At 69.5% G+C, this 25,652-nt stretch carries 27 protein-coding genes; 13 read left to right on the plus strand and 14 right to left on the minus strand.

All coding sequences use genetic code 11. From position 1 onward, the window contains the following. The first annotated feature begins 125 nt into the window (after nt 1-125). The 4 genes from eat to ACWFRJ_RS16740 all read left to right on the plus strand — a co-directional run bounded on the left by eat (nt 126) and on the right by ACWFRJ_RS16740 (nt 3,420). Nucleotides 126-1,571, plus strand: a complete 1,446-nt coding sequence (eat, locus tag ACWFRJ_RS16725; RefSeq protein WP_453530362.1) for an ethanolamine permease — start codon at nt 126-128, stop codon at nt 1,569-1,571. A 31-nt stretch (nt 1,572-1,602) separates the two neighbouring features. Beyond that, the gene (locus tag ACWFRJ_RS16730; protein WP_453530365.1) at nt 1,603-2,310 is read left to right on the plus strand and encodes a gamma-glutamyl-gamma-aminobutyrate hydrolase family protein; all 708 of its coding nucleotides are present in this window, start codon (nt 1,603-1,605) and stop codon (nt 2,308-2,310) included. A 187-nt stretch (nt 2,311-2,497) separates the two neighbouring features. After that, a complete protein-coding gene (locus ACWFRJ_RS16735) occupies nt 2,498-3,001 on the plus strand; it encodes an SRPBCC family protein (RefSeq protein ID WP_453530368.1) in 504 nt (167 codons plus the stop codon). Further along, nucleotides 2,998-3,420, plus strand: coding sequence for a YrdB family protein (locus ACWFRJ_RS16740; protein WP_453530371.1), 423 nt, complete (start codon nt 2,998-3,000; stop codon nt 3,418-3,420). The genes ACWFRJ_RS16735 and ACWFRJ_RS16740 overlap by 4 nt, the downstream gene beginning before the upstream one ends. A gap of 32 nt (nt 3,421-3,452) precedes the next feature. Here ACWFRJ_RS16740 and ACWFRJ_RS16745 read toward each other — a convergent pair whose 3' ends face one another. Beyond that, nucleotides 3,453-4,403 carry a LysR family transcriptional regulator gene (locus tag ACWFRJ_RS16745; RefSeq protein WP_453530374.1) on the minus strand — a complete coding sequence of 317 codons (951 nt, stop codon included), beginning with the start codon at nt 4,401-4,403 and terminating at the stop codon, nt 3,453-3,455. 70 nt (nt 4,404-4,473) lie between these two features. Between ACWFRJ_RS16745 and ACWFRJ_RS16750 the strand changes: the two genes are divergently transcribed. Further along, nucleotides 4,474-5,604: a TDT family transporter gene (locus ACWFRJ_RS16750; protein WP_453530377.1), complete on the plus strand. Its 1,131-nt coding sequence runs from the start codon at nt 4,474-4,476 to the stop codon at nt 5,602-5,604. A gap of 6 nt (nt 5,605-5,610) precedes the next feature. Here ACWFRJ_RS16750 and ACWFRJ_RS16755 read toward each other — a convergent pair whose 3' ends face one another. Further along, the gene (locus ACWFRJ_RS16755; RefSeq protein WP_453530380.1) at nt 5,611-6,207 is read right to left on the minus strand and encodes a TetR/AcrR family transcriptional regulator; all 597 of its coding nucleotides are present in this window, start codon (nt 6,205-6,207) and stop codon (nt 5,611-5,613) included. 38 nt (nt 6,208-6,245) lie between these two features. On the opposite strand from ACWFRJ_RS16755, the gene ACWFRJ_RS16760 reads away from it, so the two are divergent. Together ACWFRJ_RS16760 and ACWFRJ_RS16765 are read left to right on the plus strand one after the other, a co-directional pair. Further along, nucleotides 6,246-6,641 carry a nuclear transport factor 2 family protein gene (locus ACWFRJ_RS16760; protein WP_453530382.1) on the plus strand — a complete coding sequence of 132 codons (396 nt, stop codon included), beginning with the start codon at nt 6,246-6,248 and terminating at the stop codon, nt 6,639-6,641. Then, a complete protein-coding gene (locus ACWFRJ_RS16765) occupies nt 6,638-7,198 on the plus strand; it encodes an anthrone oxygenase family protein (RefSeq protein ID WP_453530385.1) in 561 nt (186 codons plus the stop codon). The genes ACWFRJ_RS16760 and ACWFRJ_RS16765 overlap by 4 nt, the downstream gene beginning before the upstream one ends. Here the strand turns inward: ACWFRJ_RS16765 and ACWFRJ_RS16770 are convergent. The 5 genes from ACWFRJ_RS16770 to ACWFRJ_RS16790 form a co-directional block, all read right to left on the minus strand. Beyond that, a complete protein-coding gene (locus tag ACWFRJ_RS16770; protein ID WP_453530388.1) occupies nt 7,125-7,856 on the minus strand; it encodes a helical backbone metal receptor in 732 nt (243 codons plus the stop codon). The genes ACWFRJ_RS16765 and ACWFRJ_RS16770 overlap by 74 nt on opposite strands. Before the next feature lie 13 nt (nt 7,857-7,869). Next, nucleotides 7,870-8,451, minus strand: a complete 582-nt coding sequence (locus tag ACWFRJ_RS16775) for a helix-turn-helix domain-containing protein (RefSeq protein ID WP_453530391.1) — start codon at nt 8,449-8,451, stop codon at nt 7,870-7,872. 105 nt (nt 8,452-8,556) lie between these two features. Beyond that, entirely contained in the window at nt 8,557-9,549 is a 993-nt protein-coding gene (locus tag ACWFRJ_RS16780) for a hypothetical protein (protein ID WP_453530394.1), read from the minus strand. Between the two features lie 188 nt (nt 9,550-9,737). Next, nucleotides 9,738-10,274, minus strand: coding sequence for a phospholipase A2 (locus ACWFRJ_RS16785; protein WP_453530397.1), 537 nt, complete (start codon nt 10,272-10,274; stop codon nt 9,738-9,740). Nucleotides 10,275-10,400: 126 nt separating this feature from the next. Then, entirely contained in the window at nt 10,401-10,766 is a 366-nt protein-coding gene (locus tag ACWFRJ_RS16790; protein ID WP_453530400.1) for a response regulator transcription factor, read from the minus strand. 130 nt (nt 10,767-10,896) lie between these two features. Here ACWFRJ_RS16790 and ACWFRJ_RS16795 point away from each other — a divergent pair, with 130 nt between their 5' ends. Next, the gene (locus ACWFRJ_RS16795) at nt 10,897-11,238 is read left to right on the plus strand and encodes a transposase (protein ID WP_453530403.1); all 342 of its coding nucleotides are present in this window, start codon (nt 10,897-10,899) and stop codon (nt 11,236-11,238) included. 601 nt (nt 11,239-11,839) lie between these two features. Here the strand turns inward: ACWFRJ_RS16795 and ACWFRJ_RS16800 are convergent. Both ACWFRJ_RS16800 and ACWFRJ_RS16805 read right to left on the minus strand, forming a co-directional pair. Then, nucleotides 11,840-14,452, minus strand: a complete 2,613-nt coding sequence (locus ACWFRJ_RS16800) for an ABC transporter permease/substrate binding protein (RefSeq protein ID WP_453530406.1) — start codon at nt 14,450-14,452, stop codon at nt 11,840-11,842. Then, complete coding sequence (locus ACWFRJ_RS16805) at nt 14,445-15,605, minus strand: quaternary amine ABC transporter ATP-binding protein (protein ID WP_453530409.1); 1,161 nt, start codon at nt 15,603-15,605, stop codon at nt 14,445-14,447. The genes ACWFRJ_RS16800 and ACWFRJ_RS16805 overlap by 8 nt, the downstream gene beginning before the upstream one ends. Before the next feature lie 321 nt (nt 15,606-15,926). Between ACWFRJ_RS16805 and ACWFRJ_RS16810 the strand changes: the two genes are divergently transcribed. The 4 genes from ACWFRJ_RS16810 to ACWFRJ_RS16825 all read left to right on the plus strand — a co-directional run bounded on the left by ACWFRJ_RS16810 (nt 15,927) and on the right by ACWFRJ_RS16825 (nt 19,485). Continuing rightward, nucleotides 15,927-16,832: a 5'-3' exonuclease gene (locus tag ACWFRJ_RS16810; RefSeq protein WP_453531174.1), complete on the plus strand. Its 906-nt coding sequence runs from the start codon at nt 15,927-15,929 to the stop codon at nt 16,830-16,832. 52 nt (nt 16,833-16,884) lie between these two features. Continuing rightward, nucleotides 16,885-17,727 carry a siderophore-interacting protein gene (locus ACWFRJ_RS16815; RefSeq protein ID WP_453530412.1) on the plus strand — a complete coding sequence of 281 codons (843 nt, stop codon included), beginning with the start codon at nt 16,885-16,887 and terminating at the stop codon, nt 17,725-17,727. Between the two features lie 135 nt (nt 17,728-17,862). Then, a complete protein-coding gene (locus ACWFRJ_RS16820) occupies nt 17,863-18,459 on the plus strand; it encodes a GNAT family N-acetyltransferase (protein ID WP_453530415.1) in 597 nt (198 codons plus the stop codon). A 63-nt stretch (nt 18,460-18,522) separates the two neighbouring features. Continuing rightward, the gene (locus ACWFRJ_RS16825) at nt 18,523-19,485 is read left to right on the plus strand and encodes a pseudouridine synthase (RefSeq protein ID WP_453530418.1); all 963 of its coding nucleotides are present in this window, start codon (nt 18,523-18,525) and stop codon (nt 19,483-19,485) included. Here ACWFRJ_RS16825 and ACWFRJ_RS16830 read toward each other — a convergent pair. From ACWFRJ_RS16830 to ACWFRJ_RS16850, 5 genes are read right to left on the minus strand one after another with little or no spacing between them, the layout of a single operon-like run. Further along, nucleotides 19,479-20,972 (minus strand): cytochrome P450, encoded by a 1,494-nt coding sequence (locus ACWFRJ_RS16830; RefSeq protein ID WP_453530421.1) that lies wholly within the window; start codon nt 20,970-20,972, stop codon nt 19,479-19,481. The genes ACWFRJ_RS16825 and ACWFRJ_RS16830 overlap by 7 nt on opposite strands. Before the next feature lie 35 nt (nt 20,973-21,007). Beyond that, nucleotides 21,008-21,622, minus strand: coding sequence for a GTP-binding protein (locus tag ACWFRJ_RS16835; protein ID WP_453530424.1), 615 nt, complete (start codon nt 21,620-21,622; stop codon nt 21,008-21,010). Continuing rightward, nucleotides 21,603-21,992, minus strand: coding sequence for a DUF742 domain-containing protein (locus ACWFRJ_RS16840; protein WP_453530427.1), 390 nt, complete (start codon nt 21,990-21,992; stop codon nt 21,603-21,605). The genes ACWFRJ_RS16835 and ACWFRJ_RS16840 overlap by 20 nt, the downstream gene beginning before the upstream one ends. Then, entirely contained in the window at nt 21,989-22,396 is a 408-nt protein-coding gene (locus tag ACWFRJ_RS16845) for a roadblock/LC7 domain-containing protein (protein ID WP_389911852.1), read from the minus strand. The genes ACWFRJ_RS16840 and ACWFRJ_RS16845 overlap by 4 nt, the downstream gene beginning before the upstream one ends. Then, the gene (locus ACWFRJ_RS16850) at nt 22,393-24,021 is read right to left on the minus strand and encodes an ATP-binding protein (protein WP_453530430.1); all 1,629 of its coding nucleotides are present in this window, start codon (nt 24,019-24,021) and stop codon (nt 22,393-22,395) included. Before ACWFRJ_RS16850 ends, ACWFRJ_RS16845 begins: the two co-directional genes overlap by 4 nt. Nucleotides 24,022-24,512: 491 nt before the next feature. On the opposite strand from ACWFRJ_RS16850, the gene ACWFRJ_RS16855 reads away from it, so the two are divergent. Next, on the plus strand, nt 24,513-25,619 hold the full coding sequence (locus ACWFRJ_RS16855; RefSeq protein ID WP_453530433.1) for an LLM class flavin-dependent oxidoreductase: 1,107 nt from the start codon (nt 24,513-24,515) through the stop codon (nt 25,617-25,619). Nucleotides 25,620-25,652 lie beyond the last annotated feature (33 nt).

Genomic DNA, 25,652 nt, shown 5'->3' on the forward strand with positions numbered 1-25,652 from the left:
GACATAAGGGGCGGGGTGCGCGGGGATTTACGGCGGCGTTACGCAGGGGTCTTGATTTCTCGCACTCGGGACGACAAAGGTATGGATCCGTTCCATTGAGTCACTCGCCCAGGAGCCGTGCTGCCATGACCGTGGAGTCCCCCAAGACAAGCACCGCCGAACCGGCGGACGACTACCTGGAGCGCAGAACACTGCGCCGGGGCAGCGCGGGCTGGCTGCTGCTCACGGGCCTCGGCGTCGCGTACGTCGTCTCCGGCGACTACTCGGGCTGGAACTTCGGCCTGGCGGAGGGCGGGTTCGGCGGCCTCGCGATCGCCATGGGGCTCATGGGCGTGATGTACGCGTGCATGGTGTTCTCGCTGGCCGAACTCTCGTCGGTGCTGCCCACGGCGGGCGGCGGCTACGGCTTCGCACGCAGGGCGCTCGGCCCGTGGGGCGGCTTCCTCACCGGCACGGCGATCCTCATCGAGTACATCCTTGCGCCGGCCGCGATCTCCATCTTCATCGGCGACTACGTGGAGTCGCTCGGCCTCTTCGGCCTCACCTCCGGCTGGCCGGTGTACCTGGCCTGCTTCGTCGTCTTCATCGGCATCCACCTGTGGGGCGTGGGCGAGGCACTGCGCTTCAGCTTCGTCGTCACGGGCATCGCGGTGGCGGCGCTGCTCGTCTTCGCGGTCGGCGCGTTCATGGACTTCGACGCGTCGAAGCTGAACGACATCGCGGTGGACGGTGACGCCTTCGGTGCCAACTCCTGGCTGCCGATGGGCCTGTTGGGCATCTGGGCGGCGTTCCCGTTCGGCATGTGGTTCTTCCTGGGCGTGGAGGGCGTACCGCTCGCCGCCGAGGAGACCAAGGACCCGGCCCGTACGCTGCCGCGCGCGATCCGCTGGTCGATGGCCATCCTCATCGTGCTCGCGCTGATGACGTTCTTCGCGTCGGCAGGCGCGCGCGGCGCGGACGCGATCCAGGGTGCGGGCAACCCGCTGGTGGAGGCGTTGCAGCCGGGCGGCGAGCCGACGGCGCTCAGCCGCATCGTCAACTACGCGGGTCTTGCGGGCCTCGTGGCCTCGTTCTTCTCCCTGATCTACGCGGGCTCGCGCCAGCTCTTCGCCCTGTCGAGGGCGGGCTACCTCCCCCGCTTCCTCTCGCTCACGAGCAGCCGCAAGGCCCCCTACCTGGGCCTTCTGGTCCCCGGTGCGATCGGCTTCGGCCTGGCGGCGGCGACCGGGGACGGCGCGCGGATGCTGAACGTGGCGGTGTTCGGCGCGACCATCTCGTACGCCCTGATGTCGCTCTCGCACATCGTGCTGCGCCGCAGGGAGCCGGACCTGGAGCGGCCCTACCGCACACCGGGCGGCACGCTGACCTCGTCGGTGGCGCTGGTCCTGGCCTGCGCGGCATTGGTGGCCACCTTCCTGGTGGACGTGACAGCGGCGTTGATCGCGCTCGCGGTATACGTGGTGGCGGTCGCGTACTTCGGCTTCTACAGCCGCAAGCATCTTGTGGCGCGGGCGCCTGAGGAGGAGTTCGCGGCGCTGGCCGCCGCGGAGGCGGAACTGGAACGCGACTGACCGAGTGTGACTGAGCGAGAGGGAGACAAGGGTGAGCGAGACCACCGGCCGACGACCGCTGATCGGTGTCAGCACGTACCTGGAGTCGAAGGCGAGCTGGGGCGTGTGGGAGCTGCCGGCGGCGCTGCTCCCCGTCGGCTACCCGCGCCTGGTGCAGGCGGCGGGCGGCCTCGCCGCGATGCTTCCGCCGGACGATCCTTCGTACGCCGATGAGGTCGTCGCCCGTCTCGACGGCGTGGTCATCGCGGGTGGCCCTGACGTCGAGCCCGTCCGCTACGGCGCGGAGCGCGAAGAACGCACGGGCCCACCGGCGCGGGAGCGGGACGCGTGGGAACTCGCCCTGATCGAGGCGGCGTTGTCGTCCGGCACGCCGCTCCTCGGCATCTGCCGCGGGATGCAGCTCCTGAACGTGGCCCTCGGCGGGACGCTGGTGCAGCACATGGAGGGGCATGTGGAGGCGGTGGGCGTCTTCGGAACGCACGAGGTGAAGCCGGTCCCGGGCACGCTGTACGAGTCCATCGCTCCGGACGCTTCGACGGCCGTCCCGACGTACCACCACCAGGCGGTGGACCGCCTGGGCCGGGACCTGATCGTGTCGGCACACGCGGCGGACGGCACGGCGGAGGCGGTGGAACTGCCCTCCGGGGGTTGGGTCCTTGGCGTGCAGTGGCACCCGGAGGTGGGTGAGGACCTCCGGGTCATGTCGGCGCTGGTCCGGGCGGCAGAAGGTCGGGGCTAGGGCCCTTCTCCGGACGCCCTCCGGTCGTCACCGAACCGGCCGAGCAGACGGACCCGGATCAAGGCAAGGCCTTCTGCCGTCAAGTACTCATAAGGCAGCGCATTTTGAGCCATCCGGCCGTATCGTTTCTCCGGCGCGACGGAGTACCGGAAGCGCGGCGTTCTCTTGGACCCTGGAAGGGCTGGACATGCTGAACCGGTTGCTCTATCGGGGCCCCTCGCTGGAGGTACTGCACGAGGAGCACGCGAAGAAGGGGCGCCTGGACGAACAGGCACCGCTCCGATCGGCGTACGAGATCCGCATCGAAGCACCTGTCGAACGGGTTTGGGCGCTGCTGAGCGAGCCCGCGCAGTGGGAGAAGATCGATGCCGCCATCCACGATGTCACCGTCGATTCCCCCACCGGCGGCGCAGAGGTGGACGCCCGGTTCACCTGGACCAACGGCAGGAGTCGGATCAAGTCCCGCTTCGCGGTGATCGACCCCGGCCGGGAGATCGTCTGGACCGGGCTCGCGGCGGGAGCCAAAGCCGTCCACCGGCATGTGCTGGAGGCGAGCGGCGACGGCGCGACGCTGGTCCGCACGGAGGAGTCCATGGGCGGACCTCTGCTCGTTCTGTTTTTCTCCGAAGCCAAACTGCACGCCGTCCTGGAGAGGTGGCTGAAGGGCCTCAAGAAGGCAGCCGAGGCATGAGAATCGCCAAGCCCGGGCGCGTACAGGACCGGAAGTGGAACCCGCTCACCATCGCCAACGCGGGGCTGGGCCTCGCCCTGGAGGGCGGAATGCTGGTGGCGCTGTTCTTCTGGGGCCTGGACACCGGCACCAACACCTTGTCCGGCATCGCCATCGGGGTCGGCAGCGCCGTCCTGGCAGGGGTGGTGTGGGGGCTGTTCCTTGCCGCGGGCGGGCCGAAGTTCCCGCTGCCGGTCGGGCCTGAGGTCGCCGTCAAGCTGGCCGTCCTCGGCGTGGCCGCACTCGCCCTGACCGGCTCAGGACACCCCACCCTGGGATGGGTCTTCGCGGGGCTCACGGTCCTGAGCGTCGCCGTGGAGTACGTGACGTGGGAGCCGGCGCCCAAGGGCATCGATCCGACGCACCCCACGGAGCTCTAGACGCCCTGCCGCGGCACAAGATGCCCCACCCCTCAGGGCGAACCCGCCCGCGTCAGCGACAGCAGATCCCGCGCAGGTCCCGTGGGACGGTGCCCCGTAGGCCACACCGCCCGTAGGTCCCGGCGCAGCCGAACCCCCGCCAGGGGGATCTCCACCAGGCGCCGAGCCGACAGCTCCTCGCCCACCGCGAGCTCGCTCAGCACCGCGGGCCCCGCCCCGTTCACCGCCGACGCCTTCACCGCCGTGGTGGACGACAGCTCGATCAGCGGGCGGGCGAGTCCGCCCAGAGCCGCGTCGAGGACCTGCCGGGTCCCCGAGCCCTCCTCCCGGAGGATCAGCGGCGTGGCCGCCAACTCCGCGGCCCCCAGCGGCTTTCCGCGCCGGGCCCAGGCGTGGCTCGGCGCCGTGACGACGATCAGGCTGTCGTGGGCGATGACCGCCGAGTCCAGGCCGGACGGCACCGAGAGCCCCTCGACGAAGCCGAGGTCCGCGTCCCCCGCGATGAGCCGCTCCGCGACCGCGGTCGAGTTGCCCGCCGTCAACGACACCGCCGTGTCCGGCCGCTGCGTCCGCAGCGCGATCAGCCAGCCCGGCAGCAGATACTCGGCGATCGTCATGCTCGCCGCGACCCGCAGCCGCGAGTCCCGCCGGTCCCGCAGCGCCTGCGCACCCGCGTCGAACGCCTCCGCCGCCTCCACGATCCGCCGCGCCCAGTCCGTGACGAGCGCCCCCGCGTCCGTGAGCTGAGAGCCGCGCGGCGACCGGTCGACGAGTGCGACCCCGAGCTGCCGCTCCATCGACCGGACGCGGCTGCTCGCGGCGGGCTGCGTGATGCCCAGCTCCTTCGCGGCCCGCCCCAGACTGCCGAGCCGCGCCACGGCGAGCAGCAGTTCGAGCGCCCCGAGGTCCGGCACCCGGTGCGCGAGCGGCGCCGCGCCCGGCGACGTACCGGAGACACCGGCGGAACCAGAAGACGTACCCATAAGCCCAGGTTATGCCCTCATACGAAGATGCCTCCTGGTGGGGGGACCGCCGAACGGCGACCGTGGACTCATGGTCACCGTCGCCCACCCGCAGGCACCCCCGCACACCGCCGCCCCCACCACCCCTCGCATCGCTCTCGCCACCCGTCACCTCGGCCCGAACTGGTACGCCACCGTCATGGGCACGGCGATCATCGCCGGCGCGGGCGCGACCCTGCCGGTCCACATCCCCGGTCTGCGCACCGCCTGCACCGCGATCTGGGCGCTCTCCCTGCTCATGCTGACCGCGCTCCTCACCGCCCGGACCCTGCACTGGATCCACCACCGCGACCAGGCCCGCGCCCATCTCCTCGACCCGGCCGTCGCCCCCTTCTACGGCTGTCTCTCCATGGCCCTGCTCTCGGTCGGCGGCGGCGCCCTCCTCGTGGGCGAGGACTGGATCGGCACGAGCGCGGCGGTCGCGCTGGACGCCGTGCTCTTCACCGCCGGTACGGCCATCGGTCTCGGGGCCGCCGTCGCGATCCCTTACCTGATGGTGGTCAAGCACCGCACGGAGCCTGGCCAGGCATCGCCCGTCTGGCTGCTCCCCCTGGTGGCTCCCATGGTGTCCGCCGCACTCGGCCCCCTCCTGGTGCCCCATCTCCCCGCGGGTCAGGCCCAGGAGACGCTCCTCTTCGCCTGCTTCGCGATGTTCGGCCTGAGCCTGCTCGCCACCCTGGTGATGCTGCCGCTGATCTTCGCCCGCCTGCTGACCGGCGGCCCCTTCCCCCTTGCGCTCACCCCGACGCTCTTCCTGGTGCTCGGCCCGCTCGGCCAGTCGACGACAGCCGTGAACAAGTTCGCGGACACCGCGGCGACAGGCGTCGTTCCGGCCCCGTACGACCAGGGATTCGCCGTCTTCGCCGTGCTCTACGGCGTCCCGGTGATGGGCTTCGCCCTGCTGTGGCTGGCGCTCGCGGCCGCGATGGTGGTGCGGGCCCGGCGCCGGGGCATGGGCTTCGCGATGACCTGGTGGGCGTTCACGTTCCCCGTCGGTACGTGCGTCACGGGCGCAGAGGGCCTGGGCAAGCACACCGGCCTCGCGGTCTACGACTGGCTGGCACTCGCCCTGTACGCCCTCCTCGTGACGGCCTGGGCTGTGGCGCTCACGCAGACGCTGCGCGGCGTGATCAGCGGCAAGCTGCTCGCGGCACCTCAGTAGAAGTAGCTACATCGAACAGTCACGGTCAGGGTCCTCGACGCCGCACAAGCGCATCACCGACGACCGGAATTGCGTCGCCGCGTCCCGCGCGTCCATGCGACCGACGCGGATCTGATGGTCAGCGGCGTGACCGAGCGCGATCACCGCGGCCACCAGCCACCCGATCTCCAGGCCGACCGTGAACTCGCCGCTGTCGCGCCCACGGCGGATCAGTTCCTCCAGACGCCGCTCGATCGGCACATGGCGTGCCGCATCGGCCTCCGGGGCAGTGTCGGAGTGGTCGAACGCCGACTGCTCGGCCAGCAGGGTCCCGGCCGCGGCGAGGAAGCGGCCGAGGGCTTCCGTCGCCGTACCGGCCTCAAGATCAGCCGCTTCCAGCACGGCGAAGGACCGGCGGCTCAGCTCATCGCGCACCGACTCCATGAGTGCCTCGCGGGTACCGAAGTGCACGTAGGCGGTCTGCCGTGTCACACCGGCAGCCGAAGCGATCTCCGCCATGCTCGCCATGGGGCGCTCGGCGAGCACCCGGGCCGCCGCCGACACCAGGGCGGCACGGTTGCGTTGGACCTCTACTCGCTGACGGCGACGCCTTATCTCTGACACGGTTGACAACTATATGGCACCACTCAAAACTGACAGCCATGTCAGAGACAACTGAACTGGCGGCGCGCCGCCTCCTGCTCGACTACACCCGCGACATGGCCCTCTCCGACGAGGACCCGGCACAGATCGTGGGTCGCACCCTGACCGAGGACGCGGTCTGGGTCACCGACGGCACCGAGCTCACCCGCGACCAGTTGATCGCCCACGCGGTCCCGGCCCGCAAGAACGTCACCGCGAGCCACATGCGGATGGACGATCTCCTCGTCGACGGGCGCCGGTTCGCCGCACGCTGCCGCCTCAGCGCGGAACATCGCAAGCTCGGCCACGTGGTCAGCGAGTGGCTCCTGATCGGCGAAGTCGCCGACGACGGACGGGTGCGGCGTATCCACCAACTCGGCCGTACGCCCTCCGCCCAACCGGAGACGGGACAGTGACCCGCCTGCGCACCCGGGTCGTGCAGGGCCTCGCTCTGCTGTCCACCGGCGCCCTCGCCGGTGCGTTCGGCTACGGAGCGGCCAATCTCGTCCCCACCTTCAACTCCGTGCCGTTGGACATGAGGCTGTCCTTCCACACCCAGTTGATGCAGATGAACGGCATCACCATGCAAGGCGCCATGGGTATATCGGCGCTCAGCACCCTCGCGCTTGCCACCATGACGCGTGGCGCCTCACGGCGACTGGCCACGGGGGCCGGGATCCTCGTTGTCGCGTCCTTCTTGATCACCCGTCTCGGCAACGTCCCCATCAACGGCCGCATCAAGCGGTGGGCAGCCACGTCGGCACCAGCCGATCACGCCCAGATCCTGGATCGCTGGGAGGCGTTCAACTACGCACGCACAGGCACCGCGTTCGCAGCCTTCGCGCTGCTGATCTTCCTCTCCCTGCGCCGAAGCCACTACGTTTCGTCGAAGGAGCCGGTCACGGACGGGCCGCTCGCAGCGCCGCGCCGAGCACGGCGGGCGCCTCCGCGAGCGACGGGCCGTACCACGTGAGGTGGCGGCCGCTGACGAGCGCCGACGGGGCGGTGAACTCCTCGGGGCCGTCCTCGCGGGTGAAGCGGTAGGGCTCGTCGGGCAGGATCATCAAGTCCGGGGCCATGGAACGCAGCTCCTCGACCGGGATGCGTGGATAGCGCTCCGCGTGCGTCGCGTACGCGTTGTCGACGCCCAGGCGCCGCAGCAGGTCCCCGGCGAACGTGTCGCGTCCCAGGACCATCCAAGGGCGCCGCCAGATGGGGACGACAGCACTCAACCTGGCTTCCGGCGAGGGGAGTCGCGCCCATGCCGTCTCGGCCTCGTCCAGCCACCCGGGCCGCCCCGCCCCGCAGGCGGCAAGCACCCGGGCCAGCTCACGGAAGGCGCCGGGCAGGTCGCGCACCTCCGTCACGAGCACCTCGACCCCCGCCGCCCGCAGCTCCGCGAGGTCGGGCTCGCGGTTCTCCTCCTCGTTGGCGATCACCAGGTCCGGAGCGAGACCGATGATCCGGGGCACGTCGGGGTTCTTCGTACCGCCGACGCGGACGACGCCGAGGTCGTCGAGGTCATCCGGATGGCTGCACCACTCCGTGGCCCCCACCAGCGCACCCGGCACGCTGACGGCGACCGCCTCCGTCAGCGAGGGCACCAGCGAGACGACCCGTACTCCGGCCACAGAGCAATCCCCCTCAGCGCCGCGAGCCGTCCACCGCTTCGATGTGATCGCCGACGGCCACCACGAGCACCTGGCTGTCCGGCACGGTCGCCCGCCACCTGTGCCGCACCCCGCCCGTCAGATACAGGCTGTCGCCGCGCCCGAGCCGGTAGGCCCTGCCCTCCGCCTCGACCTCGACGGCGCCGCCGATCACGTACATCAACTCGTCGTTGCGGTGCTGGAACTCGCGTCCCTCGTCGTGGTCGCCGGTGAACTCGATGGCGTGCAACTGGTGGTGACCGCGCACCAGATTGCGTACGCGGGCGTCAGAGGAGGACGGCGATGAACCCTCGCCGTCACCCTCGCCGGCGCGCATCAGGTCCACCGTGCACGCGGGATCCGCGGCGGCGAGCAGTTCGACGTCGGTCGTCAGGAGGGCGTCGGCGACACGCTGCAGGGAGCGGCTGCTCGGCCGCGCCCGCTCGTTCTCGACCTGGCTCAGGAAGGGCACCGAGAGACCGCTGCGCTCGGCCACCACGGCGAGTGTGAGCTCCAGCTGCCGGCGGCGGCGCCGCACGGCCGAGCCCACCCGGAGGGTTTCCTTCTGCTCGTCCATCGCCTCGGCTCCCTTCTGCGCGTCGGTCCACTCTCAACCCTGATGGGTTTTCTGCACCCTACGCATGTTCGCCAAACGGTTTTGCCCCGTTGCACAGACCGCCTTCTACAGCTTGTGCCAGTAGACAAGCTGACCCGCCTCTCCGGGGGCCGCTCCCTCCCCCGGTATGAACAGGCTGACCAGCAGGGCAGGCCTGCCCCGCGGGTCGGTGACGAGGGTCGCCGACGGATTGGCGAAGGCGCGGCTGCCGCCGTGCGTGGAGATGGCGAGCCGGTCGGCCCTGCCGCTCGCGGGGTCGTACGCGTACGTCCGCCAGCTCCCGAAGTCGCCCCGCGAGCGCTGTCCCTCCACGAGCAGCACCCGTTGCCCGTCGAGCTCGACCGGCGCGCGGTCCCCGAGGTTCCCGCCGTTGCCCCACGCCTGAAGCGCCCGGTCCAGCCGCCGGTCCGGCGCCGCGTGCCAGTCGCGGAACCCGGTGAGGGTGGCGCGCAGCTGGCGGTCGGTGTCGCAGTCCGCGCGGTAGTGCCCGGTCAGCTCGATCGTGTTCGCGCGTACGGCGGTGATGCTCGGCGTGCCCTCGGCGCACCGCGAGAGGGTGCGCGGCGCGTCGTAGGCACGCGCGGCGCGCCCGTGGAGCAGCGCCGCCTCGTCGGCGTACGCGCGTACGGCGATGTGGTTCCGCGGGTCCTTCTCGTACGCGAGGACGTACCCGCCGCGCCCGTCGTCGGCGAGCGACGCCTGGTGGGTGCCTGGCCCGAAGTCGTGGCGGCGGTGCCAGTGCCGCAGGTCGGCGGAGGTGGCGACGGCGGCATGGAAGCGGCCGTCGTCCAGGAGGGTGTGGTAGACGGCCAGGTACGTGCCGTCGGGGGTCTGTGCGATCTGCGCGGCGTCCATGGTGCGGCCGGTGTCGTCCCGCGTGTCGTAGCGGTGGCCGTCGGCGGCGGTCACGTCGTCGGCGAGCGCTGCCAGACGCGCGGTGCCCGCCGAGGCGGGAGCGGCGCTCGCGTCGGCCAGGTGCGAGATGAGGAGCACCCCGATGAGAGCCAGGGCCAGGGCGACAAGAACCGGCAAGGCCTTCGTGGAGCGAGGGAAGGTCATGGGGGGGGAGGCTCACGGGGAGATGCACGCGGGGAGGCGTGAACAGGCGGCGGGGACCTCACCGAGGTTAGGCACGCGGTCCCCGAATCGGCACGAAAGGCGAGGTGGGATGCGCCACACGGCATTCCCCCGCCCCGCCCCTCACTGCTCCGCTCCGCTACATGTTCAGCGGCGGGGAGGCGCCGAGGTCAGCTGACCCGGTCGTAGTACGCCTTCGCCGTCTTGCGGCACTTCGCACGCTGCGCGGTGGTCTTGTGCGGCTGGGCCGCGCACTGACGCTTCATGTCGAAGAGGAACGCCTTGTCGATCCGTCGCTCGTGCGACGAGCCCGCGAAGGCGGTCTTGCCGATCAGCTGCTTGTAGTTGCGGTACCCGAAGTCGTGCCGCCCGCAGGAGAGCCGGAAGTCGAAGCCGCCCGGCTTGTCGGCAAGACGCGTGCACCAGTCGGTGTCCCACCGGAAGTTCCAGCGGTCGACGCCCTGCTTGGCGAGCTTGCGCGTCGCGCGCCAGTCCTTGACGCTCGTCTCCGTGGAGCGGGTCAGCGCGTAGAGACGCCGCATCTTGGCCGCCCCAGCCGCCTCCGTCGCCGCCCCCGTCGCCGCGGCGTCGGCCGTGGGCGCCGTCGCGGTGCGCGTGGGTTCGGGCAAGGCGGACGCCACGCCCGAACCCACGACCAGGGCTCCCGCTGCAGCCAGTGACGCGACAGTGATCCGCGTAATGACCATTCTGTTGTTCCCCGTTCATCGATGCTCATCGATCTAGCCTTATTGGCGGCAAGATCGTATGAACATCGGAGAACGCCCAACAGTGAATCTTTGTGCACTGCCCTTTAGTGCAAGGAGACCTTTGGGTCAGGCACGCATCGACGTGCCGATGCGCGCCCCGTCCGGACACAGCAGGCTGTGATGGACGATGGCCACGACGACGGCGTCAAGCCGGGTCCTGAGCCCCAACTTCTCGATGACGCGCGCGACATGGGCCTTCACCGTGCGCTCCGCTATGCCGAGCTGCCGGGCGAGGACCGGGTTGGGGAGCCCCGCCCCCAGGAGCAGCAGCACCTCCCTCTCACGGGCCGTCAGGACGCTGACGGCCGGAGGCTCGACGGCCGAGTGGAGCGCGGACCGGCACGGGCAATGAGGCTCCAGTTCCTCCAAGGAATTCAGCGTCTTCAGCGATTCGCTCCAGAGGTCTTCCTGCTCCGTGTTCTGAATCGTCACAGCGATCGTCACCTTTCCCCGTTCCCCGTTGTACTCACTCTCAACGGGCACTCTAGGGCAAGTGGTTCGCATTAGTGAGGCAGTTACGTCACGTCTCACGTGGTGCACCGCCTACGGCAAAATGGCGAGCGTGACCGACGACCTCTCACGCCGTCTCGTTCCCGACGAACTCTGGGACCTGGTGGTTCCCTTGCTGCCTCCGTTCACCTCGCGTCCCCAGGGCGGGGGTACGGCCCCACGCGATGAACGCGCCGTGTTCACGGCGGTGGTGTACGTGCTGACCAGCGGCTGCCCCTGGCGGCACGTACCGCCCGCGTTCAGCGTGCCGCCGGCCACGGCACACCGCCGCTGCACCGCGTGGACCAGCTCCGACCTGTGGCGACGGCTCCACAGGGCCGCGAGGGACGCCGGGGTCGAGCCGGGCTGGGCGGCAGCGATCGCCGAGTCGGCGGCGAAGCGGACAGCCACGTGAGACAGCCTCCACCGGGGACATCCGCCACACGGCCAGAGCCAGCTCCCGATCCCCGGAACAGATGGCTCCGCAATGTCGCGATTAGTGAGCATCTTCTGCTCCTATCAGGCAAGTTGACGAGGCACTGGACGACCTCAAGGCCCCCTTGAGGTGAATCTGAAGTTGCCGCACGGCCGGCCCGCCATCCTCTGCGGACGATGCCCACCCATCGGGTGAAAGTAACCGATCTCGCCCAAAGCATCGAATTTGCTATTACAGTCAGCAATCACGAAGACAGAACGCGGCAATTTCCCTTCACTCCGCTTCCCTCCTGCCCTCATCCCTCTCCCGCTCCCTTCGTCTCCTTTTCGGGCAATGCCCTTTCGGTCAATACCGGACGCCGCCGAATCGCAATACCTTAGGTCGACAAGGTCGCGTCGGCCAGGTGCGCCAGAAACAGGGCGGCGGCGAGGGCGAGGGCCATGGTGAAGAGGAGGCGGGGCGTCCCCGGGAACGCCGCGAGGGGTGGGCTTCGCCACAAGGACGAGACCCACCCCTCGGGGTGACTCAGCGAATACAGCGTGATCAGCGCATTCAGCGGTGATGAGCCAGGACTACAGAGCTATGACTGCGGAGTCATCTTCTGCTCGAAGCCCGGGTTCTTCTTCAGCCAGGTGTCGACGGCCGAGGGCTCATTGCCCTTGCCCGCCTTGTTGATCTCGTTCTCCAGGCTGGCCAGTTCCTTCTCGCTCATCTTGAAGCTCTTGAGCCACTTCGTGAGCTGCGGGTACTGCTTGGGGAACTCCTTGCTGGAGATCGTGCGGATCGTGTCGCCCTTGCCGAAGCCCAGCTTGGGGTCATCCAGCTTGGTGAGCTTGTACTCGTTGTACGCCCAGTGCGGCGACCAGAGCAGCACCGCGACCGGCTCCTTCTTGGCGTACGCCGACTTCAGCTCGGAGAGCATCGCGGGCGTCGAACCGGAGACGATCTTGTACTCCTTGTCGAGGCCGTAGCCGGGCAGGACCTTGTTCTTGAGCGCCGTCATCACGCCCGTGCCGGGCTCGATGCCGATGATCTTGCCCTTGAACTTGTCGCCCTTGCCCTTGAGGTCCTCGAGCGACTTCACGCCCTTGACGTAGGACGGGACGGCGATCTCGAGGGACGTCGGGCTGTACCAGGAGCCCAGGTCCTTGAGGTTCGCCTTGTTCTTGTCCCAGTACTGCTTCTGGGCCGTCGGCAGCCAGGCGTCGAGATCCAGGTCGAGGTCGCCCTGTGCGAGAGCGGTGTAGACCGGGCCGACGTCGGAGGGCGTCAGCTTCATCTTGTAGCCGCGCTTCTCCAGAACACGCTTCCAGAGATTGGTGACGGCGATGTTCTCGTCCCACGCGAAGTACGCGGCGTTCAGCGGACGCTTCGCCTCGGCGGGGGTGGTGTTCTTCGGCAGCGGGGCCAGCTTGTCGACGACACCCGGGTTCTTCTTCAGCCAGGCACGGACGGCTTCCTGCTGCTTGCCCTTGCCCGCCTTGTTGATCTCCGCTTCAAGACTCGTGAGCTGCTTCTCGGTCATCTTGAAGTCCTTGAGCCACTTGGCGACCTGCGGGTTCTCCTTGGAGAAGCCCTTCCGCGCAAGCGAGTGCACGCCGTCGCCCTTGCCCCAGGCACCCTTCGGGTCATCGAGCTTCTTCAGGTCGAAGTCGCTGTACGCCCAGTGCGGCGACCAGAGCGTCGTGACGATCGGTTCCTTCTTGGCGTACGCGCGCTTCAGCTCGGCCAGCATCGCCGGGGTCGAGCCGTCGACGACCTTGTACTCCTTGTCGAGGCCGTACTCCTTGAGGACCTTGTCCTTGAGGAGCCCCATCATTCCGGCGCTCGGCTCGATGCCGACGATCTTGCCCTTGAACTTGCCGCTCTTGCCCTTGAGGTCCTCGAGCGACTTCACGCCCTTGACGTACGAGGGAACGGAGAGCTCGAGCGAGGTCGGGCCGAACCACGAGCCCATGTCCTCGAGGTCCTTGCCGTACTTCTTCCAGTACGCGGCGTGCGTCGTCGGCAGCCAGGAGTCGGTCTGGAAGTCGATGCTGCCCTGCGAGAGCGAGGTGTACAGCGGACCGGCCTCGAGCTGCTTGGTCTGCGCCTTGAAGCCGCGCTGCTCCAGGATCTCCTTCCAGAGGAAGGTGGAGGCGACGCCCTCGTCCCAGGGGATGTAGCCGATGTTGACTTCCTTGCCCTGACCGACGTTCTTCGAGTCCGCGGTGGTCTCGTTCGACGAGGAACCGCCGAAGACGCCCATGCCGCCCGCGACGAGCGCGAGGACGACCACACCGATGACCGCGACGGCGGCCTGCGGGCGGTAGGTGAAGATGTTCAGGCCCTGCGCGGCACGCAGCTTCGCGACGGCGCGACGGCCGAGCGGCGAGACCTGGCTGCCCAGCGAGCTGGTCATCCGGTCCAGGTAGATCGCCAGGATGACGATCGCGACGCCCGCCTCGGAACCGAGGCCGACGTTGAGCTGGCCGATGGCCTCGTTCACGTCGGCGCCGAGGCCCTCGGTGCCGACCATGCCCGCGATGGCGGCCATGGACAGACCCAGCATGATGACCTGGTTGACACCGGCCATGATCGTGGGAAGCGCGAGGGGCAGCTGGACGCGGAGCAGGATGTCGCGCGGCGTGGTGCCGAACGCGTCCGCGGCCTCGACCAGTTCCTTGTCGACCTGGCGGATGCCGAGCTCCGTCATACGGACGCCGGGGGCCAGGGCGAAGATCAGGGTGGCGACGATGCCCGCGGGGGCGCCCATCCCGAAGAAGAGGATGGCGGGGATGAGGTAGATCATCGCCGGCAGCGTCTGCATGAAGTCGAGCACCGGGCGGACGATGCCGCTGACCGTGCTCGATCGTGCCGCCCAGATACCCACGGGCACGGAGATGAGCAGCGCGATGATCGTCGAGACGAGCACCAGGGCCAGCGTCATCATCGCGTGGTCCCACAGTTCCAGCGAGATGATGAACGCGAAGCCCGCGAACGTCAGCACACCGGCGACCGCGCCCCGCAGCCAGAACGCGATGACGGCGAAGATGCCCGCCAGGAGCAGCGGCTCGGGCGCCTGGAGCACGTCGGATATGCCGTCGTACGCGCCCTGGAAGACGGTCTGGAAGAAGTCGAACAGCCAGGCCATGTGGCTGAGCAGCCAGTCGACGCTGTCGTTGACCCACTCGCCGAAGGGAATTCTAGGCACCGCTGACCACCTTGCTCACGGCCTGTCCGCCGTTGTCCTGCGTCTTGTCGAGCGGGACAGCGTCGTCCTGCGCCTCGTTCTCGGGGGTCATCGGCTCACCGAGCACCGCGAGCAGCCGCGCCCGCGGCACGACACCGGTGAGCTTGCCCTCGTCGTCGACCACGGCGACGGGTACGTCGCTGGTGGAGCACGGCGTGAACAGCTCGATGATCGGCGTCCCCGCCTTGACCGTGGCGGGGGCCTCGGACAGCACGTCCTGTGCGGTCTTCAGCTCCTTGCCGCCGGCCGTTCTGGTGCCGAACGCGGTCTCGGGCTCTGCCATGATCGCGCCCGCCGTCAGAACACGGGAGCGGTCCACGTCCTGCGTGAACGCGGCGACGTAGTCGTTGGCCGGGGTGACGAGGATGTCCTCGGCGTTGCCGATCTGGACGATCTCGCCGTCGCGCATGACGGCGATCTGGTCGCCCAGGCGCATGGCCTCGTTCAGGTCGTGCGTGATGAAGACGATGGTCTTCTTCAGCCGCTTCTGGAGCTCGAGGAGCTGGTCCTGCATGTCACGGCGGATCAGCGGGTCGAGCGCGCTGAACGACTCGTCCATGAGGAGCAGGTCCGCGTCGGTCGCGAGCGCGCGGGCCAGGCCCACACGCTGCTGCATACCGCCGGACAGCTCGTCGGGCCAGGACTTCTCCCAGCCCTTGAGCCCAGCGAGTTCGAGCGCCACCGTGGCGCGCTCCTCGCGCTCGGCGCGCGGCACGCCCTGCACCTCGAGGCCGTAACCGGCGTTCTCCAGGACACTGCGGTGCGGGAAGAGCGCGAAGTGCTGGAAGACCATGCTGATCTTCTTGGAGCGCACCTCGCGCAGCTCACGGGCGCTCAGAGCGGTCAGGTCCTGACCTTCGAAGAGCACCTGCCCGGCCGTCGGCTCCGACAGGCCGTTGAGCATGCGCAACAACGTGGACTTGCCGGATCCGGAGAGACCCATGACGACGAAGATCTGGCCCGGCTCGACCGTGAAGGAAGCGTCGATCACGGCCGCGGTGGTGCCTTCGGCGCGCAGTTCCTCTCGGTCGGTTCCGTGGCGGAGTTTCTCCACCGCGTCAGCGGGTCGTCTGCCGAAAACCTTGTACAGGTGTTCGGCTTGCAGCCTGGACACATACACCTCTCGGGTTGAACCAAGACGGCCCGCCTCCCCCGCCGGCGGGCCGTGGAGCGACGCGGTTTCTGCCCGCTATTTACCCGGCGAAATAGTTGAATCCTCGACCGGAGGCGCTCCGGCTCGGCGCCTGCCCCGACTTACACAGAACAAACGCAAGAGTGACCCAGTTCACATTCTGTTCACTTCCATCTCTCAGGACGCGCCCCGATCAGGCCCCTCTCCACCCGGGCGGAAACAACACCTTGACGGAGCCGGAGCCGGTCCGCTGTCAGTGCCGTGCGGCATGATGCGAAGGTGACTCAGCGAACGCGACGGCTCATGCTGCTCGACACGGCGTCCCTGTACTACCGCGCCTATTTCGGGGTCCCCGACTCCGTGAAGGCCCCGGACGGCACACCGGTCAACGCGGTGCGCGGGCTGCTCGACTTCATCGCCCGGCTCGTCCAGGACCACCGCCCGGACGACCTGGTCGCCTGCATGGACGCGGACTGGCGCCCGCACTGGCGGGTCGAGCTGATCCCGTCGTACAAGGCGCATCGCGTCGCCGAGGAGGTCGAGCAGGGCCCGGACGCCGAGGAGACCCCCGACACCCTCGCCCCGCAGGTCCCCATCATCGAGGACGTCCTCGACGCACTGGGCATCGCCCGCGTGGGCGTGCCGTCGTACGAGGCGGACGACGTGATCGGCACCTACGCAGGCCGCGCCACAGGCCCGGTCGACATCGTCACCGGCGACCGCGACCTCTATCAGCTGGTCGACGACGAGCGCGGCATCCGCGTCCTCTACCCCCTCAAGGGCGTCGGCTCCCTCCAGCTCACGGACGAGGCCTGGCTCCGCGAGAAGTACGGAGTGGACGGATCCGGCTATGTCGACCTGGCCCTGCTGCGCGGCGACCCGAGCGACGGCCTGCCCGGCGTGCCCGGCATTGGCGAGAAGACAGCGGCCAAGCTGCTCGACGCGTACGGAAATCTGGCCGGAATCATGGCCGCCGTGGACGACCCGAAGAGCAAGCTGACGCCCTCGCAGCGCAAGCGGCTCGACGAATCCCGCGCCTATGTGGCCGTCGCGCCGACGGTGGTCCGCGTCGCGGGCGACGTACCGCTGCCGGACGTGGACCTCGCGCTGCCGGGCGAGCCCCGCGATCCCGCGGCCCTGGACGAGCTGGCCGCCCGATGGGGCCTGGGCGGAGCACTCAAGCGGTTGCTCACGACTCTCCAGGACTGAGGTGTTAGCTTAGGTAAGCCTAAGCAACATTTGATCAGGGGAGGCCGCCACCATGGCAGAACGTCCGGCACGCAAGGCACCGAAGACCCACGTCGCCCAAGTGGTGCGCACCGAGCGCCTCACCCCGCACATGCAGCGCGTGATCCTGGGCGGCGAGGGCCTCGCCGAGTTCACGGCGGGCGACTCCACCGACCACTACGTGAAGCTGCTCTTCGGCGCCGAGGGCGTGACCTACCCGGAGCCCTTCGACATCCAGCGGATCCGCGAGGAGTTCCCCCGCGACCAGTGGCCCGTGACGCGCACGTACACGGTCCGCTCCTGGGACCCGCAGACCCGCGAGCTCGCCGTCGACTTCGTCGTCCACGGCGACGAGGGCCTGGCCGGACCGTGGGCCAAGAACGTCAAGCCTGGCGCCACGATCCGCTTCAACGGCCCGGGCGGCGGATACGCCCCTGACGCCGAGGCCGACTGGCACCTGATCGCCGGTGACGAGAGCGCGCTGCCCGCGATCGCTGCCGCCCTCGAAGCACTGCCCGACGGCGCCAAGGCGTACGCCTTCGTGGAGGTCGCCGACGCGGACGAGGAGCAGAAGATCGACTCGGCCGCGGAGATCCAGTGGCTGCACCGCGGTCAGCGCCCCGTCGGCGAGGCACTCGTCGAGGCCGTACGCTCCCTGGACTTCCCGGCGGGCGACGTGCAGGCGTTCGTGCACGGCGAGGCCGGATTCGTGAAGGAGCTCCGCCGCTACCTCCGCATGGAGCGCCAGGTGCCCCGCGAGCGCCTCTCGATCTCCGGTTACTGGCGCCTCGGCCACAACGAGGACGGCTGGCAGGCGTCCAAGCGCGACTGGAACGCGCAGGTGGAGGCGGAGCAGGAGTCGGTGCCCTCGGCCTGACCGCTGCGCTCGGCTTGAGCGGCGTGCGGGCCCATCTCCATCCGACGGCCGGTGGGGGCTTGTCGCGCAGTTCCCCGCGCCCCCTAAGGGGCAAAACTGGTGTCCCCTGGTGTCGACCGCTGGCACGATGCCCCCATGCCCTTCAAGATCCCTGACGTCGTCCCGGCGGGCACCTTGGCCCACCAGGATCAGCCGACCATCCCCGTACCCGGAGGGCTGATCATCCGCCCCTGGCAGGCGGCCGACGCCCCCGCCGTGTACGAGGCGTTCCAGGACCCGGTGATCCAGCGCTGGCACGCGCGCGTGGCCGATTCCGTCGACGAGGCCCGGGGCTGGATCGACGGCTGGCGTCAGGCCTGGCCCGAGGAGTGCGACGCGTACTGGGCCATCGCCGACGCCACGACGGACGCGGTGGTGGGCCGGATCGCGCTGCGTCTCATCGTGCTCAGCGACGGCCAGGCCGAAGTCGCCTACTGGACCATGCCCTCCGCCCGCGGCCGGGGCATCGCACCGCGCGCCCTCTCCGCGCTGAGCGACTGGGCCTTCGACGAAGTGGGCCTGCACCGCCTCGAACTCACCCACGCCGTGGCCAACGAAGCCTCCTGCCGCGTCGCGCTCAAGACGGGCTTCGCACCGGAGGGCACCAAGCGCAGCGCGGTCCTGCACGCGGACGGCTGGCACGACATGCATCTGCACGCCCGCGTGCAAGGGGACCGGACAGCGGCCTCCTGACCTTGCCCCTGACCTGGGGAAAACGGTAGGGCGCCACCGCAAGGCCCCGTATTCTTGCCCGTTGTGACCCGTAAGCCCCGCATCCCGCCCTCTCCCCTGCCGCAGCGGCGCGGCGTCGACCCCATGCGGGTCAAGCTGCCGGCCGACGGAGCGTGGGCGACCGTACGGGACCATCTCGTCGAGCGGCTCAAGGCCGGGCCCGGAATGATCGACGGGATGCTGCGGGACGGGCTCGTCGTCGGGGCGGACGGACTTCCCGTGGCGCCGGACGCCCCCTATGTGCCCAGCGCCTTCGTGTGGTTCCACCGGGATCTGCCGGACGAGGTTCCGGTGCCGTACACCATCGATGTGGTCTACCGCGACGAGCACATCGTCGTTGCCGACAAGCCCCACTTCCTGGCGACCACACCCCGCGGCAGCCACGTCGTGGAGACCGCGCTCGCCCGGCTCCGCAGGGAGCTCGACATCCCCGCGCTCGGCGCCGCGCACCGTCTCGACCGGCTCACCGCAGGGCTGATCCTCTTCACCGTGCGCCCCCAGGAACGCGGCGCGTACCAGACACTGTTCGGCGAGCGTCGGGTGCACAAGGAGTACGAGGCCGTGGCCGCCCACGACCCCGATATCGAGCTCCCCCGCACCACGCGCAGCCACATCGTGAAGGAGCGCGGCATCATCGCCGCGTACGAAGTCCCCGATGCCGAGCCCAACAGCGAGACCCGCATCGAACTAGCCGACCAGCGGGGCGAGTTGGCCCGCTACCGGCTCATCCCGCACACCGGCCGCACCCACCAGCTGCGCGTGCACCTGAACGCCCTGGGCCTGCCGATCCTCGGCGATCCGGTCTACCCGGTGGTGCGCGGTCCGGTGCCGCCGGACGATTTCCGGCGGCCCCTTCAACTCCTGTCCCGCGTCCTTGAGTTCACCGACCCCGTCACGGGCGCCGACCATCGCTTCGTCAGCGCCCGCGAGTTGGGCGCCTGGGCCTCGTACGACACCTGGGCGAACCCGTCAGCGGGCGGTCAGTAGCCCCGCCACCAGGTGACGAGCCGCCGCCACGCCCCCTGGCGCGGCACGGTCGCCGCCGCCGGTGCGGACTCCGGTACGGGCGGCGGTCCTGCGGGCGGCACCACCGGCTGCGACGTCGCCGCGTACGCGGGCCGGGGCGACGGGGACGACACCTGCCAGTCGCTCCGCGCGTCGGGCACGCGCGCCATGGGCCGCGCCATCACGTCCTGCGGAGGCCGCGGCGCGAACTGCACCGGAAGCGCCACCAGGTGACCGGAGAGAATCGACGAGGTCCACCGCAACTCGTGTTCCTCGACGGAGAGTTCCACGTCCGGGAAGCGCATGAGCAGCGCGTCCACGCCGGTTTCGGCGATGGCGCGGCCGATGTCCTGCCCCGGACACTCGTGCGGCCCGCCGCCGAACGCCAGGTGGGAGCGGTTGCCCTGCATGTTGGCCGCGAGATCCGGGCGGACGACGGGGTCCACGTTGCCCGGCGCGATGCCGAAGATCAGGCCGTCGCCCGCCTTGATCTGCTGCCCGCCGAGCTCCGTGTCCTGCTTGGCGAAGTAGCCGACCATGGCGCTGAACGGCGGCTCGTCCCACAGGGACTGCTCGACCGCCTCCGGCACCGTCATCTGGCCGCCGCTGAGCTGGGCGCGGAAGCGCGGGTCGGTAAGGACCATGCGCAGGGCGTTCGCGATGAGGTTGGCCGTCGCCTCGTACGAGGCGATGAGCACGAGCCGCAGGTGTGTGCCGACCTCCTCGTCGGTCAGCTGCTGAGGCTGCGCGATGAGGTTGCTGGTGAAGTCCTCCTCGGCCTGCGCCCGGCGCCGTGCGACCAGGCGCATCAGCGCGTCCATGATGTACGCGTTGCTGGCGATGGCGGTCTCGGTGCCCCGGAGCATGTCGCGGGCGGCCTGCACGATCCGCTCGTTGTACTCCTCAGGCATGCCGAGGACATGGCACATCACCATCATCGGAAGATGCTCGGCGAACTCGCTCACGACGTCGGCCTTGCCGCGCTGGCAGAGGTCGTTGAGCAGGAGGTTGCTGTAGCGGTTGATGTAGCGGCGGATGCCCCGGTGGTCCAGGCCCGCCATGGCGCCGGTGACCGCGTCGCGCAGCCGCTGGTGCTCGTCGCCCTCCACGAAGCTGGCCATGGGCTGCCAGGTGACGACGGGGGCGAGCGGGTGCTCGGGGCCCATGGAGCCGTCCTGGACGGCCCGCCACTGGCGCGAGTCGCGGGTGTACTGCGAGGGGGTACGGATCATGTGGAGGTTCTCGCTGTGGCCGAGGACCGCCCAGATGGGTACGTCGTTGTGCAGCAGGGCCGGGGCCACCGCGCCGTGCTCGGCGCGCAGCTTCTCGTACAGACCGCCGAGGTCGGTGTCCGCCTCGGGCCCGTAGAGCCGGCGCAGACCGCCGGGGCCGAGGCCGTGCGCGGGGCAGCCGGGCGGCGGCATGGCCGGGGAGTCCATGCCGGGGTCAGAGTGGGAAGGAGTCGTCACGTTCTTCGCTCCGGGGTTGCGGAAGAGATGGGGCGTCAGACAGGGGCCACGGTCAGGGAGTGCAGGTACCGCATGAGGGTCAGCAAGGTGTCCCGGCTCGACGCGCGCTGCCGGGCGTCGCACTTCACCATCGGCACCGCCTCGTCGAGGTCGAGGGCACGGCGCAGCGCGTCCATCGGGTGACTGGGCGCGTCGGGGAAGTCGTTGACGGCGACGACGAAGGGCACGCCGCGCTCCTCGAGGCGGCCGATCACGTCGAAGCTGACTTCGAGACGGCGGGTGTCGATGAGGACGACGGCGCCGAGCGCACCTTCGAAGAGGCCGTTCCACAGGAACCAGAAGCGCTCCTGGCCCGGGGTGCCGAACAGATAGAGCACCAGCTCTTCGGAGAGGCTGATCCGGCCGAAGTCCATCGCGACGGTGGTGGCCGTCTTGGTTTCGGAGCCGTAGTTGTCGTCGACCCCGATGCCGGCCTGGGTCATGGTCTCTTCGGTCGTCAGCGGACGGATCTCGCTGACCGAGCCGACCATCGTCGTCTTGCCGACCCCGAACCCGCCCACGATCACGACCTTCACGGCGGCCGTGGCCGTGTGCGGAAGGACCTCGTCGCTGCTGGGCCCGGTGATCGTGTCAGAGCTTTTGAAGTCCATGCATCACCGCTTCGAGAAGGGAACGATCGGGGAGCGCGGAGCGCACGATCGGCTCCCGCGCCTGTACCAGTTCGACCCCGAGCATCTTCGTCAGCAGGACGGTCACCACGCTGAACGGCAGCGCGAGATAGGCCGAGAGCTCGGCGACGGACAGCGGGGTCCTGCACAGCCGCAGGACGGAGGAGTGCTCCGGCTCGGCCGTGGGCGGCGCCTCGCCGTGCGCGACGATCAGCGTGACGAGGTCGAGCGGCGCCCTCTCCGTGTCCTCGCCGGTCAGGATGTAGAGCCGCTCGGGATTCTCCGGGCTGCGCCGTTCCCGTTGAGGAGGGTCGTCCCGGTGGGAGGGGTTCTCGCCTTGCGGAGGACTCATACAGCCTGCCCGTCACGCCGGGGCGGGCTCGTCAGATGGGCGCCGATCCGCACGACCAGGTCCCGCATGCGGTTGCCCACAAGGCCCGCGTCGACGGTCTCGTCGGCGAGCACGGCGAGATAGGCACCGGCTCCCGCGGCCATCAGATAGAAGTAGCCGCCGTCCACCTCGATGATCACCATGCGCATCCCGCCGCCGCTCTGCGGGATCTCGGTGGCCACCGCGGCCGCCAGGGACTGAAGACCGGCGCAGGCCGCGGCGAGCCGGTCGGCGCCGTCGGGGTCGCCGCCGTAGCGCGCGATGCGCAGGCCGTCCGCGGAGAGCACCACGATCTGCCGTGTCTGCGGCACCCCGTCGGCGAGCTCCTTGAGCATCCAGTCGAAATTGGCCCGTTGCTGGATCACTTCCAGCCCCCCTCGTCGGCGTTGTCGGCGTTGCCGTGGTCGTTCTCGCTGTGGCCCTTGGGGAACAACGGGTCATCGGCCGCGGAATCGTCGCCGTTGACGCCTTTCATGAAGGCCTCGATCCAGAGGCCGGGTTCCTTCTCCTCCTTCTTCGCCTGCTCGGGAACGACCGGTGCCGTCGGCTGCGGGGAGTACTGGGCGCGCTGCGCGGCGTACTTCTCGTCGGCGGCCTCCTGGGCGAGGCGCTCGCCCAGCGGGGTGCGGACCCGGCTGCGGCGCTGCGGCAGACCGTTCGACGTCCACTCCGTGACCTCCGGGACGTCGTCCTCCATGGCGGCGGTGAGCCCCTTGGAGATCGGCGGTCCTGCCGTCATCACGCGGGGCTTCTTGCGCCGGATGCCGTGGGCCTCCTGGATGGGCTTGCCCTCGGAGTTCACCCGGGGCACGGCGGAGGCGCCGATGCCGTGCGCGAGGCCGGGAGCGGGTCCTGTGGTGATCATCTCGCGCGGGACGATGAGCACCGCGCGGACGCCGCCGTACGCGGACTGCCGCAGGGAGACCTGAAGGTTGTACATCTGCGAGAGCCGGCCCACGACGGCCATGCCGAGGCGGGGGCTCTCACCGAGGTCGTTCAGGTCGATACCGGCCTGTGCCTGCGCGAGCATGCGCTCGGCCCGTGCCCGCGCCTCCTCGCTGAGGCTGACGCCGCCGTCCTCGATCTCGATGGCGATGCCTGTCTGCACCTCGACGGCGGTGACGTGCACGCGGGTCTGCGGCGGGGAGTAGCGGGTGGCGTTGTCGAGCAGCTCGGCGCAGGCGTGGATGAGCGGTTCGACGGATGTGCCGCGGATGGCGACCTTGGCGATCGAGTGCAGGTCGACGCGCTGGTACTCCAGGATCCGGGACATGGCGCCGCGCAGCACGCTGAACAGCGGTACGGGCTTGGGCCATTGGCGTCCCGGGCGTGCGCCGCCGAGCACGGTGATCGAGTCGGCGAGGCGGCCGATGAGCGCGGTGCCGTGGTCGATGCGGAGCAGGTCGTCGAAGACCTCGGGGTTACGACCGTGGAACTCCTCCATCTCGCGCAGTTCCGCTGCCTGTTGGTGGACGATGGCCTGGACGCGCCGGGCGATGTTGACGAAGGCGCGCTGCGAGGACTCGCGCATGGCCTCGCCGGTGTCCAGGGTGTCCAGGACGTGGCGGAGCATCTGGCGCTGTGACTGCGGGAGTCCGGAGAAGGACTCGTCGCTGTCGACGAGGTTGCGGATGACTTCCGAGGGCGCTTCGCCCTGCCGGAGCCGGAAGACCGCCTCGGGAATGATCTCCCTGCCCAGGCGGACGGTCTCGTCGTCGTGGGACGCGATGCGCCGCTCCAGGAAGGCGATCCGTTGTGCGTACCGCGTGCGTGTCTCCCGGAGGGACCGGCCGCGGCGTACCGCTTCGGCGCCGACCGCGACAACCACGAGGGTCGCGATCGCGCCGCAACAGCCCACCGCGAGACGGGCGGGTTCCGTCACTGCCGCGACAGCGGCTCCGGTCGCCGCCGCCATCAGCATGGCGGGCAGCAACAGCACGCGTACGTAAGGGACTTCTCGGCCACCGGGAGGCGTTTGAACACTCACCATGTATGCCCTCTGAACACTTGTCTTGGGGGAAAGGAAGGGGGTTGATGCCGCGAAATGTGGGGATTGTAGGAGGAGTTGAGAGTGATGGACATATCCGAACTGTCGAAAGGTCTAGGAACAAACGCACGAATCTATCGCAACTCATTTCAACTCGCCGCGCTCCGGGCGAGCTTAGTCCGCCGAAAACAGCCCTGAGTCATATTCGGCAACCCTCTGCACCGGACTCACCGACGGGCATACACTCGGCTCCATTTGCACGCCCGGCGATCAATCGAACACGTGGAGTAATGGCACCGAACAGGCGGGAACAGTTGCGGCCAGGCCATGGTTGACGCCCTGTATGGACTGCTGTTCCACTGAGCGCATGCGCCCTCAGCTGCGTCTTGTCACCCGCGACCACATCGACTTCGGTCGCGTGTGGTCCGCGTCGTGTTGCTTCTGACTGCTTCCAAGTCAGCGCACACCACGACAAGTTGAGATGAGAATCCGCCATGCCCGTCGAGTTCCTCGGCATCGCCGCGACCAACGAAGGCTCCGAAGTCACCGCCCGCTCGGGCGTGTCCTTCGACAAGGACTACACGCTCCGGCTGGCCCGGGCCCACGAGGACCACGGCTGGGACCGGGTCCTGTTCGCGTACGGATCGGGATCCCCCGACCCCTCCCCCGCCGCCGCCTACATCGCGGCCCGCACGGACAAGCTCCAGATACTGGTCGCGCACCGCCCGAACGTCTCGTACCCCACCTTCGCCGCGAAGACGTTCGCGACCCTGGACCGCATCAGCGACGGCCGGCTCGCGGTGCACTTCATCACGGGCGGCAACGACCACGAGCAGCAGCGCGAAGGTGACTTCCACACCAAGGTCGACCGGTACGCGCGCACCCGCGAGGCCATCCAGATCATCAAGAAGGCATGGACTTCGCACGAACCCTTCGACCACGAGGGCGAGCACTACCGCTTCAACGACTTCGTCAGCGACACCTTCCCGGTCCAACAACCGCATCCGCGCGTCTCGTTCGGGGGTTCGTCACCCGCCGCGTACGCCGCCGGGGGCGCGGAGGCCGACATCTACTGCCTGTGGGGCGAGCCGCTGGCGCAGACCGCCGAGCAGATCGAATCGGTGAAGGCGGCGGCGAAGGCCGCCGGGCGCACGGACGTCCCCAAGATCCAGGTGGCCTTCCGCCCGATCATCGCGCCGACCGAGGAACTGGCCTGGGAGAAGGCGCACGCGACGCTGGCCCGCATCAAGGCACGCAAGGCGGGCGCGCCCCTGTCCCGCCGCCACCCGCTGAAGAACCCCGAGAACTCAGGCTCCCAGCGTCTGCTCGCGGCGGCGGCCTCGGGTGAGCGCCACGACCGCGCGCTGTGGACCCCGACGGCCACGGAGACGGGCGGCGCGGGCAACTCGACGGCCCTGGTGGGCACTCCGGAGACGGTCGCCCAGGCCCTCCTCGACTACTACGACCTGGGAGTGGAGATCCTCTCCGCCCGGGGCTACGACCTCCTGGACGACGCGATCGACTTCGGACGGCACGTGATCCCGATCGTGCGGGAAGAGGTCGCGAAGCGGGACGCGGCACGGCCGAGCGCGGCGGCGTGAGCAGTGGGGGGCGGGCCTGGGAAACCCCAGGCC

This window comes from Streptomyces sp. NPDC055239, from assembly GCF_053606205.1.

What these genes read in the sequence shown, in the direction of transcription:
- eat (WP_453530362.1), top strand. Translation starts at nt 126, where the DNA reads ATGACCGTGGAGTCCCCCAAGACAAGCACCGCCGAACCGGCGGACGAC.
- ACWFRJ_RS16735 (WP_453530368.1), top strand. Translation starts at nt 2,498, where the DNA reads ATGCTGAACCGGTTGCTCTATCGGGGCCCCTCGCTGGAGGTACTGCAC.
- ACWFRJ_RS16740 (WP_453530371.1), top strand. Translation starts at nt 2,998, where the DNA reads ATGAGAATCGCCAAGCCCGGGCGCGTACAGGACCGGAAGTGGAACCCG.
- ACWFRJ_RS16745 (WP_453530374.1), bottom strand. Translation starts at nt 4,403, where the DNA reads ATGGGTACGTCTTCTGGTTCCGCCGGTGTCTCCGGTACGTCGCCGGGC.
- ACWFRJ_RS16750 (WP_453530377.1), top strand. Translation starts at nt 4,474, where the DNA reads ATGGTCACCGTCGCCCACCCGCAGGCACCCCCGCACACCGCCGCCCCC.
- ACWFRJ_RS16760 (WP_453530382.1), top strand. Translation starts at nt 6,246, where the DNA reads ATGTCAGAGACAACTGAACTGGCGGCGCGCCGCCTCCTGCTCGACTAC.
- ACWFRJ_RS16775 (WP_453530391.1), bottom strand. Translation starts at nt 8,451, where the DNA reads ATGGACGAGCAGAAGGAAACCCTCCGGGTGGGCTCGGCCGTGCGGCGC.
- ACWFRJ_RS16780 (WP_453530394.1), bottom strand. Translation starts at nt 9,549, where the DNA reads ATGACCTTCCCTCGCTCCACGAAGGCCTTGCCGGTTCTTGTCGCCCTG.
- ACWFRJ_RS16785 (WP_453530397.1), bottom strand. Translation starts at nt 10,274, where the DNA reads ATGGTCATTACGCGGATCACTGTCGCGTCACTGGCTGCAGCGGGAGCC.
- ACWFRJ_RS16810 (WP_453531174.1), top strand. Translation starts at nt 15,927, where the DNA reads ATGCTGCTCGACACGGCGTCCCTGTACTACCGCGCCTATTTCGGGGTC.
- ACWFRJ_RS16815 (WP_453530412.1), top strand. Translation starts at nt 16,885, where the DNA reads ATGGCAGAACGTCCGGCACGCAAGGCACCGAAGACCCACGTCGCCCAA.
- ACWFRJ_RS16820 (WP_453530415.1), top strand. Translation starts at nt 17,863, where the DNA reads ATGCCCTTCAAGATCCCTGACGTCGTCCCGGCGGGCACCTTGGCCCAC.
- ACWFRJ_RS16835 (WP_453530424.1), bottom strand. Translation starts at nt 21,622, where the DNA reads ATGGACTTCAAAAGCTCTGACACGATCACCGGGCCCAGCAGCGACGAG.
- ACWFRJ_RS16840 (WP_453530427.1), bottom strand. Translation starts at nt 21,992, where the DNA reads ATGAGTCCTCCGCAAGGCGAGAACCCCTCCCACCGGGACGACCCTCCT.
- ACWFRJ_RS16850 (WP_453530430.1), bottom strand. Translation starts at nt 24,021, where the DNA reads ATGGTGAGTGTTCAAACGCCTCCCGGTGGCCGAGAAGTCCCTTACGTA.
- ACWFRJ_RS16855 (WP_453530433.1), top strand. Translation starts at nt 24,513, where the DNA reads ATGCCCGTCGAGTTCCTCGGCATCGCCGCGACCAACGAAGGCTCCGAA.